General features: G+C 66.8%; 13 protein-coding genes. 8 read left to right on the top strand and 5 right to left on the bottom strand.

Annotated features, from left to right (window positions below; genetic code table 11):
• Window positions 1-12: 12 nt before the first annotated feature.
• The 3 genes from HG262_RS09205 to def all read left to right on the top strand — a co-directional run bounded on the left by HG262_RS09205 (window position 13) and on the right by def (window position 2,177).
• Window positions 13-1,155 carry a 2-aminoethylphosphonate--pyruvate transaminase gene (locus tag HG262_RS09205; RefSeq protein ID WP_169270709.1) on the top strand — a complete coding sequence of 381 codons (1,143 nt, stop codon included), beginning with the start codon at window positions 13-15 and terminating at the stop codon, window positions 1,153-1,155.
• A gap of 12 nt (window positions 1,156-1,167) precedes the next feature.
• A complete protein-coding gene (gene gloA, locus HG262_RS09200) occupies window positions 1,168-1,563 on the top strand; it encodes a lactoylglutathione lyase (protein ID WP_169270708.1) in 396 nt (131 codons plus the stop codon).
• Window positions 1,564-1,643: 80 nt separating this feature from the next.
• Window positions 1,644-2,177 carry a peptide deformylase gene (gene def / locus HG262_RS09195; protein ID WP_169270707.1) on the top strand — a complete coding sequence of 178 codons (534 nt, stop codon included), beginning with the start codon at window positions 1,644-1,646 and terminating at the stop codon, window positions 2,175-2,177.
• Here def and HG262_RS09190 read toward each other — a convergent pair.
• Window positions 2,174-4,504 (bottom strand): acyl-CoA dehydrogenase, encoded by a 2,331-nt coding sequence (locus tag HG262_RS09190; RefSeq protein ID WP_248293297.1) that lies wholly within the window; start codon window positions 4,502-4,504, stop codon window positions 2,174-2,176. The two genes, def and HG262_RS09190, sit on opposite strands and share 4 nt — an antisense overlap.
• 147 nt (window positions 4,505-4,651) lie before the next feature.
• Between HG262_RS09190 and HG262_RS09185 the strand changes: the two genes are divergently transcribed.
• On the top strand, window positions 4,652-5,881 hold the full coding sequence (locus HG262_RS09185) for a spore maturation protein (RefSeq protein ID WP_169270742.1): 1,230 nt from the start codon (window positions 4,652-4,654) through the stop codon (window positions 5,879-5,881).
• A 36-nt stretch (window positions 5,882-5,917) separates the two neighbouring features.
• Here the strand turns inward: HG262_RS09185 and pyk are convergent, their stop codons facing one another.
• Entirely contained in the window at window positions 5,918-7,360 is a 1,443-nt protein-coding gene (gene pyk / locus HG262_RS09180) for a pyruvate kinase (RefSeq protein WP_169270706.1), read from the bottom strand.
• 105 nt (window positions 7,361-7,465) lie between these two features.
• Between pyk and HG262_RS09175 the strand changes: the two genes are divergently transcribed.
• The gene (locus HG262_RS09175) at window positions 7,466-8,608 is read left to right on the top strand and encodes a glycerate kinase (RefSeq protein ID WP_169270705.1); all 1,143 of its coding nucleotides are present in this window, start codon (window positions 7,466-7,468) and stop codon (window positions 8,606-8,608) included.
• 59 nt (window positions 8,609-8,667) lie between these two features.
• Here HG262_RS09175 and rsmA read toward each other — a convergent pair whose 3' ends face one another.
• The 3 genes from rsmA to HG262_RS09160 are packed head-to-tail and all read right to left on the bottom strand — an operon-like array spanning window position 8,668 to window position 13,442.
• On the bottom strand, window positions 8,668-9,459 hold the full coding sequence (rsmA, locus tag HG262_RS09170; protein ID WP_169270704.1) for a 16S rRNA (adenine(1518)-N(6)/adenine(1519)-N(6))-dimethyltransferase RsmA: 792 nt from the start codon (window positions 9,457-9,459) through the stop codon (window positions 8,668-8,670).
• Window positions 9,460-9,477: 18 nt separating this feature from the next.
• Window positions 9,478-11,055, bottom strand: a complete 1,578-nt coding sequence (locus tag HG262_RS09165; RefSeq protein WP_169270703.1) for a peptidylprolyl isomerase — start codon at window positions 11,053-11,055, stop codon at window positions 9,478-9,480.
• Window positions 11,052-13,442, bottom strand: coding sequence for an LPS-assembly protein LptD (locus tag HG262_RS09160; RefSeq protein WP_169270702.1), 2,391 nt, complete (start codon window positions 13,440-13,442; stop codon window positions 11,052-11,054). The genes HG262_RS09165 and HG262_RS09160 overlap by 4 nt, the downstream gene beginning before the upstream one ends.
• A gap of 169 nt (window positions 13,443-13,611) precedes the next feature.
• Between HG262_RS09160 and HG262_RS09155 the strand changes: the two genes are divergently transcribed.
• The 3 genes from HG262_RS09155 to HG262_RS09145 all read left to right on the top strand — a co-directional run bounded on the left by HG262_RS09155 (window position 13,612) and on the right by HG262_RS09145 (window position 16,183).
• Window positions 13,612-14,652 carry a phosphotransferase gene (locus tag HG262_RS09155; RefSeq protein WP_169270701.1) on the top strand — a complete coding sequence of 347 codons (1,041 nt, stop codon included), beginning with the start codon at window positions 13,612-13,614 and terminating at the stop codon, window positions 14,650-14,652.
• A complete protein-coding gene (murU, locus tag HG262_RS09150) occupies window positions 14,652-15,338 on the top strand; it encodes an N-acetylmuramate alpha-1-phosphate uridylyltransferase MurU (RefSeq protein WP_169270700.1) in 687 nt (228 codons plus the stop codon). Before HG262_RS09155 ends, murU begins: the two co-directional genes overlap by 1 nt.
• Before the next feature lie 146 nt (window positions 15,339-15,484).
• Window positions 15,485-16,183, top strand: a complete 699-nt coding sequence (locus HG262_RS09145) for a DUF6776 family protein (RefSeq protein ID WP_169270699.1) — start codon at window positions 15,485-15,487, stop codon at window positions 16,181-16,183.
• The last annotated feature ends 82 nt before the right edge of the window (window positions 16,184-16,265 follow it).

The following is a 16,265-nucleotide window of genomic DNA, read 5'->3' as shown; positions in this document are numbered from 1 at the left end:
TGGAGAGACAAGATGCTTCTGCTCATTCCCGGCCCGGTCACGACCGACGCGCGGGTGAAGGCCGCCATGGCGCAAGACTACGCGCCGTGGGACAACGATTTCCGCGAGACCTACCGGCAGGTCTGCGCAGGCGTGCTGCGCGTGGCGCAGGCAACGCCCGACACACACGCCGCGCTGGCGCTGCCCGGCTGCGGCCACTTCGCGGTGGAAGCCGCGATCCGGACCTTCGTGCCGCCCGGCGGCCGCCTGCTGGCGCCGTCCACCGGCGCCTACGCGTCCCGCCTGCAGAAGCTGGCCGCTGACGCGGGACGGGTCGCCGTGCCCTTGCCCGTGGGCGCGACGGCGCGCGTGGACCCGGTAGCCGTCGCGGCGGCCCTGGAACGGGACCCCACGCTGACGCACCTGGCGCTGGTCTACAGCGAAACCGGCAGCGGCATCTGCCACGACGTGCCCGAACTGGCTCGCATCGCCCACGCGATGGGCCGCCGCGTCATCATCGATGCCGTATCCGCCTTCGGCGCCCTGCCTTTGGACCTGTCCGCCCTGCCCGCGGTGGACGCCGTCGTGCTGACAGCCAACAAGTGCCTGGAAGGGCTGCCGGGCGCCGCCTTCGTGGTCGCGCGCGTGGACCGCCTGGAAGCCGCCCGCGGCAACGCAGGCAGCTGGTCGCTAGACCTGGCCGACATCCACCAGCACGCGCTGGCCCCCAACGCCGGCCCGCGCTTCACGCCGCCCGCGCCCACGCTGGCGGCGCTGGCCGTGGCGCTGGCGCTCTTTGAACAGGAAGGCCGAGAGGCTCGCCTGGCGCGCTACACGGCGAACATGCGCACGCTATATGATGGTGTGATCGAGCTTGGCCTGGCGCCCCATCTTCCGCGCGACCTGCAGGGCCCCATCGTCGTCAACGTCTGCGCACCGAACGCGCCGACCTGGAACCTGCAACTGTTCGTCGACGCACTCAAGGCGCGCGGCTACCTGCTCAGCAATTTCAGCAACACCGAACAACCCACGTTCCGGGTCGGCTGCATCGGCGCTTTCGGCGCCGAACAGATGCGGCTTGCGGTCGACGCCATGGGCGGCGCACTGCGCGACATCGGCATCACCCGGGAAAGCGCCGGCGCTCCGCTGCGCTTTTCGCAACCCCTCATCGCTTAAAGGAAGATATCCATGCGTATGCTCCACACCATGCTGCGAGTCGGCAACCTCGACCAATCCATCGATTTCTACACCAACGTGCTCGGCATGCGTGTCCTGCGCCGCAACGACTATCCGGAAGGCAAGTTCACGCTGGCCTTCGTGGGCTACCAGGACGAAAGCGAGGGCGCGGTCATCGAACTGACTCACAACTGGGACACCGAAAAGTACGACCTGGGCAACGGCTACGGCCACATCGCCCTGGAAGTCGACAACGCCTACGAAGCCTGTGACAAGGTCAAGGAACGCGGCGGCAAGGTCACCCGCGAAGCCGGCCCGATGAAGCACGGCAAGACGGTCATCGCTTTCGTGGAAGACCCGGACGGCTACAAGATCGAGTTCATCCAGAAGAAGGGACGGCAAGACTAAAACCCCCACGCCGCACGCGCTTGCCGCCCCCTGAGGGCGGCCCGGCGGGGAAAGCCTTACTTTGTTGATAGACCGACATCATGATCCATCCCATCCTGAAAATGGGCGACCCGCGTCTGTTGCGCGTGGCGCCGCCGGTTGACCGCTTTGACACGCCCGAGCTGCACGCCCTGATCGACGACATGTTCGAAACCATGGCGGCCGCGCAAGGCGTGGGCCTGGCCGCGCCACAGATCGGCGTGGACTTGCAACTGGTGATCTTCGGTTTCGACCGCAACGAGCGCTACCCCGACGCGCCCCCGGTGCCGCAGACCATCCTGTGCAATCCGGTCATCACGCCGCTGTCGGACGACATGGAAGACGGCTGGGAAGGCTGCCTGTCGGTGCCTGGACTGCGCGGGCAGGTGCCGCGCTACCGCCACATCCGCTACAGCGGCCGCGACCCGTATGGCCAGCTGATCGAGCGCGAAGCCGCAGGCTTCCATGCCCGCGTGGTGCAGCACGAGTGCGACCACCTGATCGGCCGCCTCTATCCGTCGCGCATCCAGGATTTCTCGAAGTTCGGCTTCACCGAAATCCTGTTTCCGGGCATGGACCCGAACGCCGACGACTAAGCGCCGTGGTCCGGACCCGGGTCTGCGCCCGGGTTCGCGTTGCGCCCGGCGGCCGTCGTCGGCGCATCCGCCGCCTGCGGCGACAAATCCGCCGGCGCGAAATCATCCACCTGCAAGACCTTCGACACCAGGGCCTCCGCCGCTTCCAGTTGCGCGGCCTGCGCGTCGGTGATCGCGCCGCGCTGATGCGCTTCGCGCCAGTCGCGCACGCCCGATTGGCGCAGGCGATCGCGGATCGGCTGCACGGCGTCCACCAGCGCGAACGCGCGAGTCAGCTCGCCCAGCGGATCGCCGCCTGCACGGACGTCCCCCAACAGCACGCCTGCCGACGGGGCATTGCCCGGCTCGCGATGCAGGTCGGCCGCCAGCCGCACATGCGTGGGCGACGGCTTCAGCAGCAGTTCGGCGCACTCGCGCGTCAGGGCGTCATTCGGCCCCCTGGCCAGACGCAGCGGCAGGATGGCCGCGCGCAGCCCCCAGGCCAGCACGCGGCCCGGCAAATTGCGCAACACCTGGTCCAGGCTTTTTTCGATGCTGGCATAGCCCTGCTCCATGCACCAATGCACGAGCGGCAGGTCGTCGTGCTTGCGGCCTTCGTCTTCCCAGCGTTTGAGCACCGCAGACAGCAGATAGAGCTCGGACAGGATGTCGCCCAGCCGCGCCGAGATCATTTCGCGCCGCTTCAGCCCGCCGCCCAGTTGCGCCAACGTGGCGTCGGCCAGCAGCGCGAAGCCGGACGCATAACGTCCTAGCCGCCGGTAGTGGCCGGCCGTGGGGCCCGACACCGGCGAAGGCGCCAGCACGGCGCCCGTCCAGGCGCGGCCGATCGCGCGCAGCGTGTTCTTGCCGGCATGCCGCAAGTGCCGCCAGAACACGTCGTGAAAGACCTCGATGCCGCGCTCTTCGTCCGGATTGGCCAGCGCCAGCATTTCCGGCATCAGATAGGGATGGGCCCGGATGGCGCCCTGGCCGAAGATGATGAGATTACGCGTCAGGATATTGGCGCCTTCGACCGTGATGGCGATCGGCACCGCTCGGTACAGGCCGCCCAGGTAATTGCTTGGCCCGTCCATGACGGCGCGCCCGGCGTGCACGTCCATCGCCGCGTTCACCGAGCTGCGCATGCGCTCGGTCGCGTGGTATTTCATGATGCCCGACACGACGGCCGGTTTCACGTCCTGGTTCAGCGCGGCGCAGGTCAGCCGCCGGGCGGCCTCCACCATGTAGGCATTGCCCGCCAGCTGGGCCAGTTGTTCCTGCACGCCTTCGAACTTGCCGACCGGAATGCCGAACTGCTCGCGCACCCGCGCATACATGCCTGTGGTGTGTGCGCACATGACAGCGGCGGCCGCCGACAGCGATGGCAGCGAAATACCGCGCCCCGCGGCCAATGCGCTCATCAGCATCTTCCAGCCCTGCCCCGCGCGCGCCTCGCCGCCGATCAGCGCGTCCAATGGCACGAACACGTCCCGGCCCGTGTTGGGGCCGTTCTGGAACACCTGCATGGCAGGCAGGTGGCGCCGGCCGATCTCCACGCCCGGCGCCTCGGTGGGCACCAGCGCCACCGAAATGCCGATGTCCTTGGGGCCGCCCAGGATGCCGTCCGGGTCGGACATCTTGAATGCCAGGCCCAGCACTGTGGCCACGGGTCCCAGCGTGATGTAGCGCTTGTGCCAGTTCAGCCGGATGCCGATCAGTTCGCGGCCGTCCACCACCTGGCGGCAGACGACGCCCGTATCCACCATGGAAGCGGCGTCCGAGCCCGCCTCGGGGCTGGTCAGGCCGAAGCACGGCACTTCGCGGCCATCGGCCAGGCGCGGCAGCCAGTAATCGCGTTGCGCAGGCGTGCCGAACTGCATCAGCAATTCACCGGGTCCCAGCGAATTCGGCACCATGACCGTCACGCCCGCCGTGATGGAATACGCCGAAATCCGCCTGACGACTTCGGAATGTGCGTAGGGGGAAAAGCCCAGCCCGCCGTAACGGCGCGGGATGATCATGCCGAAAAAGCGTTGCGCCTTCAGGAAAGCCCAGACCTGCGGCGGCAGGTCGCGCCGGTTCCAGGTGATGTCCCACTCGTCCAGCATGGCGCACAACTGCGCGACCGGGCCGTCGATGAACGCCTGCTCGTCGCGGGTCAACGTGGCGGCGGGCACGTCCAGCAGCTTGCGCCAGTCGGGGTTGCCCGTGAACAGATCCGCATCCCACCAGGTGTCTCCGGCCTCGATGGCCTCGCGCTCGGTGGCCGACATGGCCGGCAAGGCGTTGCGCGCCCAGCGGTACGCGGGTTCCGAGATGCGGCGCCGGCGCCAGGCATTGAAGTCCATGAGTGTCCCTCACTGTTATGGCCCTAGGGCGTATCGGGCCAAAGTACCAGAATTGGCGGCGCGCAGCCAAGCCTGGGCGTGCCGACTCTGCGACAATGGGCGTCGCCGCGCTGGTGCGCAATCAACCGCTATCCGGGCACATTCCGCATGCTGAACAAACTCTGGCTGGGCTTTTTCCTGACCGCCGCAGCCGCCGCCCTGTACCGCTGGCTGGCTGTCGGCGACCCCGACGTCTTCCGCCTGATGGTGGCCAGCCTGTTCGACATGGCGCGCGTGTCCGTGGAAGTCATGGTGCTGCTGTTCGGCACGCTGACGCTGTGGCTGGGGTTCCTGCGCATCGCCGAAGGCGCCGGGCTGGTGGAAAAGCTGGCGCGCCTGCTGGGGCCGCTGTTCGCGCGCCTGATGCCGGAGGTGCCGCGCAACCATCCCGCCATCGGCCTGATCACGCTGAACTTCGCCGCCAACGGCCTGGGGCTGGACAATGCCGCCACGCCGATCGGCCTGCGCGCCATGCGCGAACTGCAATCGCTGAACCCCACCCCCGAAACCGCCAGCAACGCGCAGATCCTCTTCCTGGTGCTGAACGCGTCGTCGCTGACGCTGTTGCCCGTCACGCTGTTCATGTTCCGCGCGCAACAGGGCGCCGCCGACCCCACCCTGGTGTTCCTGCCGATCCTGCTGGCCACCAGCGCCTCGACGCTGGCGGGTTTCCTGGCGGTCGCCGTCTGCCAGCGGCTGCGCCTGACGGATCCGGTCGTGATGCTGTGGCTGGGCGGCGCGGCGCTGGTCATGGGCGGCTTCATGGCGCTGCTGGCCAGCATGTCGGCCGCCGCCATTGCGTCGCTGTCCTCGCTGCTGGGCAACCTGGCGCTGTTCGGCATTCTGCTGGCGTTCCTGATCGCGGGCGCCTGCAAGAAAGTGCCCGTCTACGAGGCCTTCATCGAGGGCGCCAAGGAAGGCTTCGACATCGCCAAGAGCCTGCTGCCCTATCTGGTGGCGATGCTGTGCGCGGTGGGCGTGCTACGCGCCTCGGGCGCCTTGGACTTCCTGCTGGACGGCATCCGCTGGCTGGCGCAGTACGCCGGCTGGGACACGCGTTTCGTTGACGCCCTGCCCACGGCGCTGGTCAAGCCGTTCTCGGGCAGCGCCGCGCGCGCCATGATGCTGGAAACCATGGCGCACCATGGCGTGGACAGCTTCCCCGCCCTGCTGGCCGCGGTGATGCAAGGCAGCACGGAAACCACCTTCTACGTGCTGGCGGTGTATTTCGGATCGGTGGGAATTCTGCGCGCGCGCCACGCGGTAGGCTGCGCGCTGATCGCCGATCTGGCCGGCGTGCTGGCCGCGATCGGCGTGTGCTACTGGTTCTTCGGTTAAGGCCGTGGCGGGGCTTGCACCCCGCCCGGGCCGGTCCTAATCCACCAACAGGATCTTCATGCCGTTGGTGCCGCCGCTGTCGCGGTAGAAGTCGCCCTTGGTCAGGATGACCCAATCGCCCGTCGTCACCAGGTTGCGCTTGCGCAATTCGTCGATGGCGGCGTTGCTCAGGTCCGCCGGCTCGTAATCCGACGGCGCGAACGGCACCGTGTAGACGCCACGGAACATCGCCACGCGGTTCTGCGTCAGGCTGTGCGGGCTGTAGCAGTAAATTGGCACGCCGGAACGGATGCGCGACATGATCAACGGCGTGTGCCCGCTTTCCGTCAGCGCGATGACGGCCTTGACGCCGGGGAAGTGGTTGGCCGCGTACATGGCCGCCAGCGCGATGGTCTCGTCGCAACGGGTGAAGGTCTCGCCCACCCGGTGATGCGATTTCGTCGTGGTCGGGTGCTTTTCCGCACCCAGGCACACGCGCGCCATCGCCTGCACGGCCTCGACCGGATACTGGCCCGATGCGCTTTCGGCCGACAGCATGACGGCGTCCGTGTAGTCCAGCACCGCGTTGGCCACGTCCGACACTTCGGCGCGCGTGGGCATGGGGCTGGAGATCATCGACTCCATCATCTGCGTGGCCGTGATCACGACCTTGTTCAGCGTGCGCGCGTGCTGGATGATGCGCTTCTGGATGCCCACCAATTCTGCGTCCCCGACTTCCACGCCCAAGTCGCCGCGCGCCACCATCACGCCGTCGCTGGCGCGGATCAGGGCGTCCAGCGCTTCGTCGTCCGCCACCGCTTCAGCACGCTCGATCTTCGCGATGATCCAGGCCTGGCTGCCGGCTTCGGCCAGCAGGGTGCGGGCCTCGTCGATATCGCTGCCGTAGCGCGGGAACGACACGGCCACATAGTCCAATTCCATTTCAGCCGCGAGCTTGATGTCGACGCGATCCTTGTCGGTCAGGCTGGGCGCGGACAAGCCGCCGCCGCGGCGGTTGATGCCCTTGTTGTTCGACAACGGCCCGCCCACCGTCACGGTCGTGTGGACTTCGTCGCCTTCGACGCGGTCCACCACCAGCACGACGCGGCCGTCATCCAGCAGCAGTTCGTCGCCCACGCGGCAGTCGGTCACGAGTTCGGGGTAATCGATGCCCACGATGCTGGCGTTGCCGGCTTCCTTGGGATGCACACGCGACAGCGTGAACGGTTGGCCGACCTGCAACTGCACCAGCTTGTCCGTGAAGCGCGCAATGCGAATCTTGGGTCCCTGCAGATCGCCCATGATGGCGACGAAACGGCCTTGCCTGGCGGCGATCTCGCGCACCAGGCGGGCGCGCTCGCGGTGGTCGTCCGCGCTGCCGTGCGAGAAGTTCAAGCGGGCCACATCCAGGCCTGCGCGGATCAGTGCATCAATGCGTTCGGGCGACGAAGTCGAAGGGCCCAAGGTGGCGACAATTTTGGTGCGGCGCAATACAGGCATGACGGTCCACTCTCGCAAAAACAACGAAAGCGTTATGGTACGCCGCCTGCGTCCGCACGGGTATCATGGTCGTCACACCGACCCACAACGAGCCCATTCAAACCCGTGAAAATCGTCATTGCTCCCGACTCGTTCAAAGAAAGCGTTTCCGCGCCCGATGCCGCGGCGGCCATTGCACGCGGCGTCAAAGCCGCCTGCCCCGGCGCCCACACGATATGCGTGCCGATGGCGGACGGTGGCGAAGGCACGGTCGAGGCCGTGTTGGCCGCGACAGGCGGCAAGGAACGGCAACTGACCGTCAACGATGCGCTGGGCTACAAGGTCGATGCCGTCTGGGGCTTGCTGCAAGACGGCACCGCCGTCATTGAAATGGCCGCGGCGGCGGGCCTGGAACTGATCGCCCCGTCCAAGCGCGACCCGATGCGCGCCAGCAGCCACGGCGTGGGCGAACTGATGCTGGCCGCCATCAACGCGGGCGCCACGCGCATCATCCTGGGACTGGGCGGCTCGGCCACCAACGACGCGGGCGCCGGCATGCTGACGGCATTGGGCGTGCGCCTGCTGGACGCGGAAGGCCATAGCCTGCCGCCGGGCGGCGGCGCGCTGGGCAAGCTGGCCAGCCTGGACACGCGCGGGTTGGACCCGCGCCTGGCCAGCATCCGTATCGACATCGCCTCTGATGTGGACAATCCGCTGTGCGGCCCGCAAGGCGCCTCGCACATTTTCGGGCCGCAGAAAGGCGCCACGCCGGAACAGGTGCTGGCGCTGGACCAGATGCTGACGAACTTCGCCGACGTCTGCGCGCGGCACTTGGGCGCCGACCACCGCAACGAACCCGGCGCGGGCGCCGCCGGCGGCCTGGGGTTCGCCGCCAAGGCCTTCCTGCAAGCGCACTTCCGGCCCGGCGTCGAAATCGTGGCCGAACTGGGCGGGCTGGCAGAGGCCATCGAAGGCGCCACACTGGTGTTCACCGGCGAAGGCCGCATGGACGCGCAGACGCTGCGCGGCAAGACGCCTGCGGGCGTGGCACGGATCGCGCAGCGGGCCGGCGTGCCGGTCGTCGCGCTGGCAGGGTCGCTCGGCGACGGCTATGAAGCGCTACACGCCTGCGGCATCAGCGCGGCATTCAGCCTCGCCCCCGGCCCCATCACGCTGCAGCAGGCGCTGACGGACGCCGAAAAGCTGCTTGCCGACCGCGCGCGCGATGTGATGCAACTGTGGATGGCCGCGCAAAAGCGCATGCTGTAGACGCCAGCCTCCACATGAAAAAGCCCGCATCAGCGGGCTTTTCATCTTGAGACCGCGTTTCAGGCGGATTGCAGGACGCCCGCTTCCACCAGCGCATCCGACAAGCGGATGTAGCGGTCCACCGAGATGTCTTCGGCACGTGCCGTGGGCGCGATGTCCAGGGCTTCCCAAGGCACCTGCGGCGCCCAGTCCGCCAACACGCGGCGCAGCATCTTGCGGCGCTGCGAGAACGCGCGCGCCACCACGGTTTCAAAAGCCCGCGTACTGACCGGACGCAGACGGTCCGCCGGCAGCGGGACCATGCGCACGATGGCCGACACCACCTTGGGCGGCGGGTCGAAGGCCTCGGGCGGCACGTCGAACAGCTTGTGCATGCGGTAGCGTGATTGCAGCATCACGGACAGACGGCTGAAATCGCCCGACCCCGGCTGCGCCACCATGCGGTCGATCACTTCGCGCTGCAACATGAAATGCTGGTCGCGGATGTGGTCGGCCCACGTCATCAGATGGAACAGCAGCGGGCTGGAGATGTTGTAAGGCAGGTTGCCCACGACACGCAACGCGCTGCCGAACTGCGAAAAATCCACCGTCAACGCATCGGCTTCGACAACCGTCAGGCGGCTTGCCTCGAACTGCTTGCGCAGCCGGGCGGCCAGATCGCGGTCGATCTCGACTGCGGTCAGGTGATCCAACCGCTCGAGCAGCGGCCGGGTAAGCGCAGACAAACCCGGGCCGATCTCGACCACGGCATCGTCACGGGCGGGAGCAACCGCCCGGACGATGGACTCGACGACGCTTTCGTCGGTCAGGAAGTTCTGGCCAAAGCGCTTGCGCGCCTGGTGTTGAGACATGAAAAGCCCGTAATGCGTTTAGCGGTTGTTCTGCTGGATCTTCTGCTGCTTTTCCAGACGGTTGTCGACGTACGCTTGGGCGCGCAACTGGTCGAGCCAATCTTCGAAAGCAGGCTGGGCGCGGCGCTCGAACAGGATCTGGCGCGCTTTCATGCGGGCCAATTCGTCGGTGACGTCATGCTGGCGGCGTTCTTCAACCTGGATCAAGTGCCAACCGAAAGGCGACTGGATCGGAGGGCTGATCTCGCCCGGCTGCAAGGCGTTCATGGCGGCTTCGAACGGCGGCACGGTCTCACCCGGGTTCAACCATCCCAGTTCGCCGCCTTGGGGGGCCGTCGAGTCCTGCGAATACTGGCGCGCCATGTCTTCGAACTTCGCGTCGCCGGCCACCAGGCGCTGGCGCACCTGTTCCAGGCGTTGACGCGCGGTCTCGTCGCTCATGACGGTGGAGGTCTTGATCAGGATGTGGCGGGCGCGGGTCTGCATGACTTCCGTCGGACCTTGCGGCGCGGCGGCCTGCGGACGCGCCGCCGGCTGCTGGGGCTGCGGGGCCTGCGCGGGTGCCGGTGCGCGGGCGGTGCGGCCGGGAGCCGGTTGCGCCGTGCCGCGGTCCATCACCTTGATGATGTGGAAACCGTTGCCGCTCTGGATCAGGTTCGTGACTTCGCCCTTCTGCAGATTGCTGATGGCCTTGACGAACAGGTCGGGCCAGCCGTCCAGCGGGCGCACGCCCATGACGCCGCCTTGCAAGGCTTCGGGGCCGTCAGAAGAGGCCGCGGCCAGGCTGGCGAAATCGTCGCCGCGCTTGGCGCGCGCCAGGATGCCTTCGGCCTTCTTGCGCAACAGGGCAAGCTGTTCTGACGACGAGCCTTCCGGCACGCGCACCAGGATCTGCGCCAGTGCGTAGAGCATGGGACCGGCGGGCGCGGCGGCCTGCTCGGGCGGGGCTTCCGGTTGGGCCTGGGGCTGGGCTTGCGGCGCCGCGCCGAACGCCGGATTGCGGCGCTGGTCCTTCAGGAAGGCATCGACTTCGGTGTCGGAAATGACGATGGTGGAGTCCACGGCACGCTGGCGCAGGCGATCCGAGCGGATCTCATCACGCAGCGATTTGCGGTAGGCGTCCCACGTCGTGCCCGATTTTTCGATTTCCGCGCGCAACTGCGCCACGCTGATCTTGTTGCGTCCCGAGATGGTCTGGATGGCCTGGTCGACCTGGGCGTCATCCACGCGGATGCCCAGACGGTCGGCTTCATGGCGCTGCACGCGCTCCATGATCAGGCGCTGCAAGACCTGATGCTGCAAGGTCTGGTCGTCGGGCACCTGGATGCCGCGCGACTTCAGTTCACCCGAAATGCGGAGCGACGCATCGCGCAATTCGCGCAACGTGATCACATCCTTGTCGACCACGGCGGCGATGCCGTCGACGAACTGCTCGCCCTTCGCTGCGGGCGCCGCGGCTTGCGGCGCGGCCTTGGCGCCATTGTTCGCAGCCCGGCCAGTCTGCTCGGCCGCATGCGCGGCAGGCAGGCCGGCGCAAAGGGCCAGCAACAGCGCGCTGCCGGACAGGCGGCGCAAAGAGTGCAACCTACGCATCATTCATACCTTTCAAATGTGGTCCCAGCCGGCACGGGCGGTGTAACGCTGGTGTAGCCAGGAATACTTCTGTTCAGCAGGTTCATCGGATCGGTCCCCAAGGAACCCAGGCCGGTCAGCTCAAGCTGGAAGAACACTGCGGAGTTGGCGTCCGTAGCCGATACGGCATAGCGCTGGTAGACCACGCGGCCCACCCAGCAGCAATCGCCTTTGTACTCCAGGCCGGCGATGGCCTGCGTCACGCGGGGGGATTCGGTCGTATTGGCCACGGTGCTCGACGGCCCGGAACGCAACGAATAATCCACCCGGCCAACGCCATACCAGCGCTTGGTGAAGGGCCACTGCAACGCCAGGCTGACCTGGTTCTGGCCCTGCGGCTGGTAGGAAACCCCGGTTGGGGGATCGCGTTGATAACGGTACGACACCGCCACCGTCGTCAGGCGCTGCGGCGACCAGCGCGCGCTGATCAGTCCGCGCGACCACTGGTTGTCGTAAGGGTTGTACTGCGCCGCGACATCGGTGCTGAGCGTGTCGGTCAGCGCGGCGCTGGCGCCGACCAGGAAATCGGAACGCACGTTTTCGCGCGGCGTTTCACCCGGCAGGGTGACCTGCTGGTCCGCGAAATACAGGCGCTGCGCCACGGCCAGCGACAAGCGCTCGAAACCGGTATTGGCATCCAGCCAGCGCGTCGTCAATGCCGCGGTCAGCTGGTTGGCGTTGGAGATCCGGTCCCAGCCGCCCGTGTAGATGTTTTCTTCGAAGGCCTGCGAGAAGCTGAAATCCGCCAGCGACGTGTCGTAGACGGGCAGCTTGGACTGGTCGCGGTACGGCACGCGCAGGTAGTACAGACGGGGTTCCAGGGTCTGTGTGGAGGCCTTGCCGAACAGCGAGGTGTCGCGTTCGAAGATAAGGCCGGCATCCAGCGACATGATCGGCACGGTCCGCGACTGCGAGCGCGGCAAACCGTCCGCCGTTCCGCCGTTCAGGCCCAGCGCATCCACGCCATACCATTTGGTCTGGTACTGGGTGTAGTTGACGCCGGCCTTCGGAATGATGAACCAGCCCGGGCGCACGATCGGATAGGACACCGTCGGGTAGGACTGCAGGCGGTCACCTTCCGGATAGCGTACGGTCGAACCGAAATCCGGCCGGCGGAAACGCACCGCGGTCGAGGTCCAGTCCACGTCGAAGCCACCCCAGTCGTAGCGTGCGCCACGCAGGTAAAGCTCGGGTTCCTTGTCGTATGGCGGCACCAGCGGCGCATCCGGATCCTGCAAGGTCTGGTACTTGTACACCTGCGCGTAGGCGCTCCAATAGTTGGAGGCCCATCCCACACGGCCGCGCTGCGGCAGGTAGGTGGTGGACGCCTGGTTCAGGCCCAGTTGGGAAATGTCGCGGTAGTAGTTGTCGTCCGAGACTTTCGCGATATCCCAGTCCGCGTAGAAGCCGTGCGAGAACGTCTGCTGATGACGCCACCAGTACATCCAGCGGTCGTCGCCGGTGACGTTGTCGTTGGGCAGATAAGCGCCGTCGAGGGTGCCTAGATAGCTCGACCCCATGTAGCGGAATTCGCCCCCCAGCTGCATGCCGCGCTTGGAGAAATAGCGCGGCTGAATCGTCGCGTCGTAGTTGGGCGCCAGGTTCAGGTAGTACGGCAACGAAAAATCGAAGCCGCCCTGGCTGGTCGTGCCGTACGTCGGCACCAGGAAGCCCGACTTGCGTTCCTTCTTGACCGGGAAGGTCATGTAGGGCGACGCCAGGATCGGCACATCCTTGAAATACAGCACGCCGTTGCGCGCCACGCCTTCGTTCTCGTCGAAGTCGATGTCGACGGTGTTGGCCTTGATGTACCAGGACGGCGTCTCGCAGGCGCAGCCGCTGTACGTGACGGTGTGCAGCCGCATCTGCGACCTGCTGAAGATGTCCGCCTGCTCGGCGACGGCGAAGCCGCCGGTGGCACCCATCCAGAAATTGGGCTTTTCGATTTCGCCCGAGTACTTGTCGACGTTGAACTTGGCGTTGGGACCGGTCACCAGCGTGCCGTCGCGCATCATGCGCGCGCTGCCCTGCACGTCGACTTCGCCCGTGTCCTTGCGGTAATTGATCCGGTCGCCCTTGATGATGCCATCGATGCGGCGCACCTGCGCGCTGCCCGTCAGGGTCAGGTCGGAATCAGGATCGCCTTCGATGCTGTCCGCTTCCATATAGGCGGGGATGCTGCCGTCGGGCAGGCGATGCACCCGCAGTCCGGGAGACGTGCGCAGCACCGGGGCCGCGGGCGACGCGCTAGCGGATGATGCGGCGGAAGCCGGATCCTGGCTGCCTTGGGCCTGAACGGCCCCGGCGGCGACGCTGACAGCAGAGAGGATCAACCACCGAACCTTGCGCACGAGTGAAAACAGCCCTTTTTTGACGATGGGAAAACCTGGCACCGGCGCCGCGGAAGGGCCAATGCGAACGGAAACGAGCCGGTATTATAGAGAAGCCGCGCCATACGCCCAGCCTTATGTGCGCCGAACGTAAATTTCAGCAATATTGCCCTTCTGACACGGATCTTCCTTGAAAAACGATCACGACCCCCGCCTGGCGCAGATCCGCAACTGGCTGGATAGCCTGCCCGCCGACCTGGACCTGGCCGTGGACACCCTGCGCCCCGCCTCCGCCGATGCCAGTTTCCGCCGGTATTTCAGGCTGGACGCCGGCGAACGCACCCTGATTGTCATGGACGCGCCGCCTGCCCATGAAGACTGCCGCCCGTTCCTGCACGTGGGGCAGTTGCTGGCCGACGCCGGCCTGAACGTGCCCAAAGTGCTGGCGCAGGATCTGGAGCAGGGCCTGCTGCTGCTGTCCGACCTGGGCGAACAGACCTACTACCAGCGCATCCAGGCCGGGATGCCCGACAGCCAGCTCCAGACGCTGTACCGCGAGGCGCTGGCGGCGCTGGTCCAGCTGCAAAAGGCGTCCACCGCCGGGTTGGCGTCCTACGATACCGGCCGGCTGGCCGACGAGCTCAAGCTGTTCCCCGAGTGGTACGTGCAAAAGCACCATGGCGAGACGCTCGACGACAAGACCGCCAACGCGCTGGAGAAGATCTTCGCGCTGCTGTCGGCCAGCAATGGCGGGCAGGCGCAAGTGCTGGTGCACCGCGACTTCCATTCGCCCAACCTGATGGTCTGCGGCCAGCCACAATACGGCCCCAACCCCGGCATCATCGATTTTCAGGACGCGCTGGCTGGCCCCATCACCTACGACCTGGCGTCGCTGGTGACCGATGCCCGCACCACTTGGGAAGAGCCGCAGCAGTTGGACTGGGCCATCCGCTATTGGGAAATGGCGCGCGCCGCCGGGCTGCCGGTGGACTCCGATTTCGCCGACTTCCACCGCGCCTACGAATGGATGGGCCTGCAGCGCAACCTGCGCATCCTGGGCGTGTTCGCCCGCTTGAACCACCGCGACGGCAAGGCGCACTACCTGGCCCACATGCCGCGCATGAACGGCTACGTGCGCCAGGTGGCGCAGCGCTACGGCGTCTTCACCCCCTTGCTGCGCCTGCTGGACAAGCTGGACGACCGCCAGGTCCGCGTCGGATACACCTTCTGATGCAGGCCATGATCCTTGCCGCGGGCCGCGGCGAACGCATGCGCCCGCTGACCGACCGCCTGCCCAAGCCCCTGCTGGCGGTCGGCGGCAAACCGCTGATCGTCTGGCACCTGGAACGCCTGGCCGCAGCCGGCATCCGCGACATCGTCATCAACCACGCCTGGCTGGGCCACGAGATCGAACGCGCGCTGGGCGACGGCGCAGCGTTCGGCGTGCGGATCCGCTATTCAGCGGAAGGCACCGCGCTGGAGACGGCCGGCGGCATCGCCCAGGCGCTGCCGATGCTGGGGGATGCCCCTTTCCTGGTGATGAACGGGGACGTCTGGTGCGACTGGAACCCGGCGGCCGCCCCCGGCCTGGCCGGCGGACTGCCCGACGGCGGCGCGTGGCTGCTGATGGTGGACAACCCGATCCAGCACCCCGCCGGCGATTTCCTGCTGGCCCCCGACGGCAGCCTGCACGCCCAGGGGGAACCTCGTTTGACCTATGCGGGCATCGCCGTCTACCATCCCTCGTTGTTCGCGGATGTCCCGCGCGGCGCGGCGATGCCCATGCTGCCCCTTTTTCGGCAGGCGATGGCCAAAGGCCTGGCTCGCGGCGCGCACCACTCAGGCCGATGGACCGACGTCGGCACCCCTCAACGGCTTGCCGACCTGGACGCCGAGCTCCGCGCGGCGGCGCGTTGATGCTCACATATTTCACAATATCAAGGTGCGCAACCAGGATTTTCCGCGCACCCAACGCCCCCGGGTAACGGGGTATTCTCTGACGCTTTGGCTCGCGCGGGCTCCGCGCGGACGGGCAACACACAGGAAGTTTTCTAGGAATGGGGATGTTTGGAAGATCGCAACGGGCCGTATTCAAGCCCTCCGTATACCAACCCGGTCAACGCACGCGGCGCCTGCCGCGCTGGCTCGTCCTGCTTCTTGTGGGTATTGCCCTGGGTGCGGGCGGCGTGCTCTTCCTGCAAACCAACTACGGTCCGCAACGCCTGACCGTAGAGCAGTCCGAGTCGCTGCACAGCGAGCTCAGCGCGTCCAACCTGGAACGCCAGCGCCTGCAGACCCAGCTGGACGAAGCCACCCAGCAGCGCGACGCCAACAAGTCGGGCCACGAAAAGCTGACGGCCGACCTGGCTGAAGCCCGCAGCAAGATCGAAACCATGAACAAGGAACTGGTCTTGTTCCAGGACGCGATGCCGCCGGATCCGCGCGGCGGCAACCTGGGCATCCGCTCGGCCACGTTCAAGCGCGCCCCCGGCCAGCTGGACTACCAGGTGCTGGTCATGCGCGAAGAGCGCACCGGCGCGCCTTTCAAGGGCACGCTGACGTTCTCCATCGAAGGCAGCTATCCCAACGGCCGCGCCGCCACCGTCACGCCGGAAGGTCCGGCGCTTAACGTCGACCGCTACGATTACGCGCTGGGCCAGCTGAAGCTGCCCGACGGCTTCACCCCCAAGGTGGTGGTGCTGCGCGTGATGGACGGCGGCCAGAAGCAGCAGGCGATGCGCATCTATTACGTCCGCAACTGACGCCTTCGGCGCCGCTGCGAAACCCGCCCTGATCCGGCGGGTTTTTTTTCGTCTGCCAAAATTGGTTGCGCGCGCAACTTTT

The sequence above is a fragment of the Achromobacter sp. Bel genome (assembly GCF_012928505.1).
GTDB lineage: Bacteria > Pseudomonadota > Gammaproteobacteria > Burkholderiales > Burkholderiaceae_B > Achromobacter.
The sequence above is the reverse complement of the archived record's forward strand: the minus strand, read 5'-3'. Positions and strand labels throughout refer to the sequence as shown.

Excerpts from the sequence above, each read along its gene's own strand:
- HG262_RS09205 (WP_169270709.1), top strand. The coding sequence starts at position 13 with ATGCTTCTGCTCATTCCCGGCCCGGTCACGACCGACGCGCGGGTGAAG.
- gloA (WP_169270708.1), top strand. The coding sequence starts at position 1,168 with ATGCGTATGCTCCACACCATGCTGCGAGTCGGCAACCTCGACCAATCC.
- def (WP_169270707.1), top strand. The coding sequence starts at position 1,644 with ATGATCCATCCCATCCTGAAAATGGGCGACCCGCGTCTGTTGCGCGTG.
- HG262_RS09190 (WP_248293297.1), bottom strand. The coding sequence starts at position 4,504 with ATGGACTTCAATGCCTGGCGCCGGCGCCGCATCTCGGAACCCGCGTAC.
- HG262_RS09185 (WP_169270742.1), top strand. The coding sequence starts at position 4,652 with ATGCTGAACAAACTCTGGCTGGGCTTTTTCCTGACCGCCGCAGCCGCC.
- pyk (WP_169270706.1), bottom strand. The coding sequence starts at position 7,360 with ATGCCTGTATTGCGCCGCACCAAAATTGTCGCCACCTTGGGCCCTTCG.
- rsmA (WP_169270704.1), bottom strand. The coding sequence starts at position 9,459 with ATGTCTCAACACCAGGCGCGCAAGCGCTTTGGCCAGAACTTCCTGACC.
- HG262_RS09165 (WP_169270703.1), bottom strand. The coding sequence starts at position 11,055 with ATGATGCGTAGGTTGCACTCTTTGCGCCGCCTGTCCGGCAGCGCGCTG.
- murU (WP_169270700.1), top strand. The coding sequence starts at position 14,652 with ATGCAGGCCATGATCCTTGCCGCGGGCCGCGGCGAACGCATGCGCCCG.
- HG262_RS09145 (WP_169270699.1), top strand. The coding sequence starts at position 15,485 with ATGTTTGGAAGATCGCAACGGGCCGTATTCAAGCCCTCCGTATACCAA.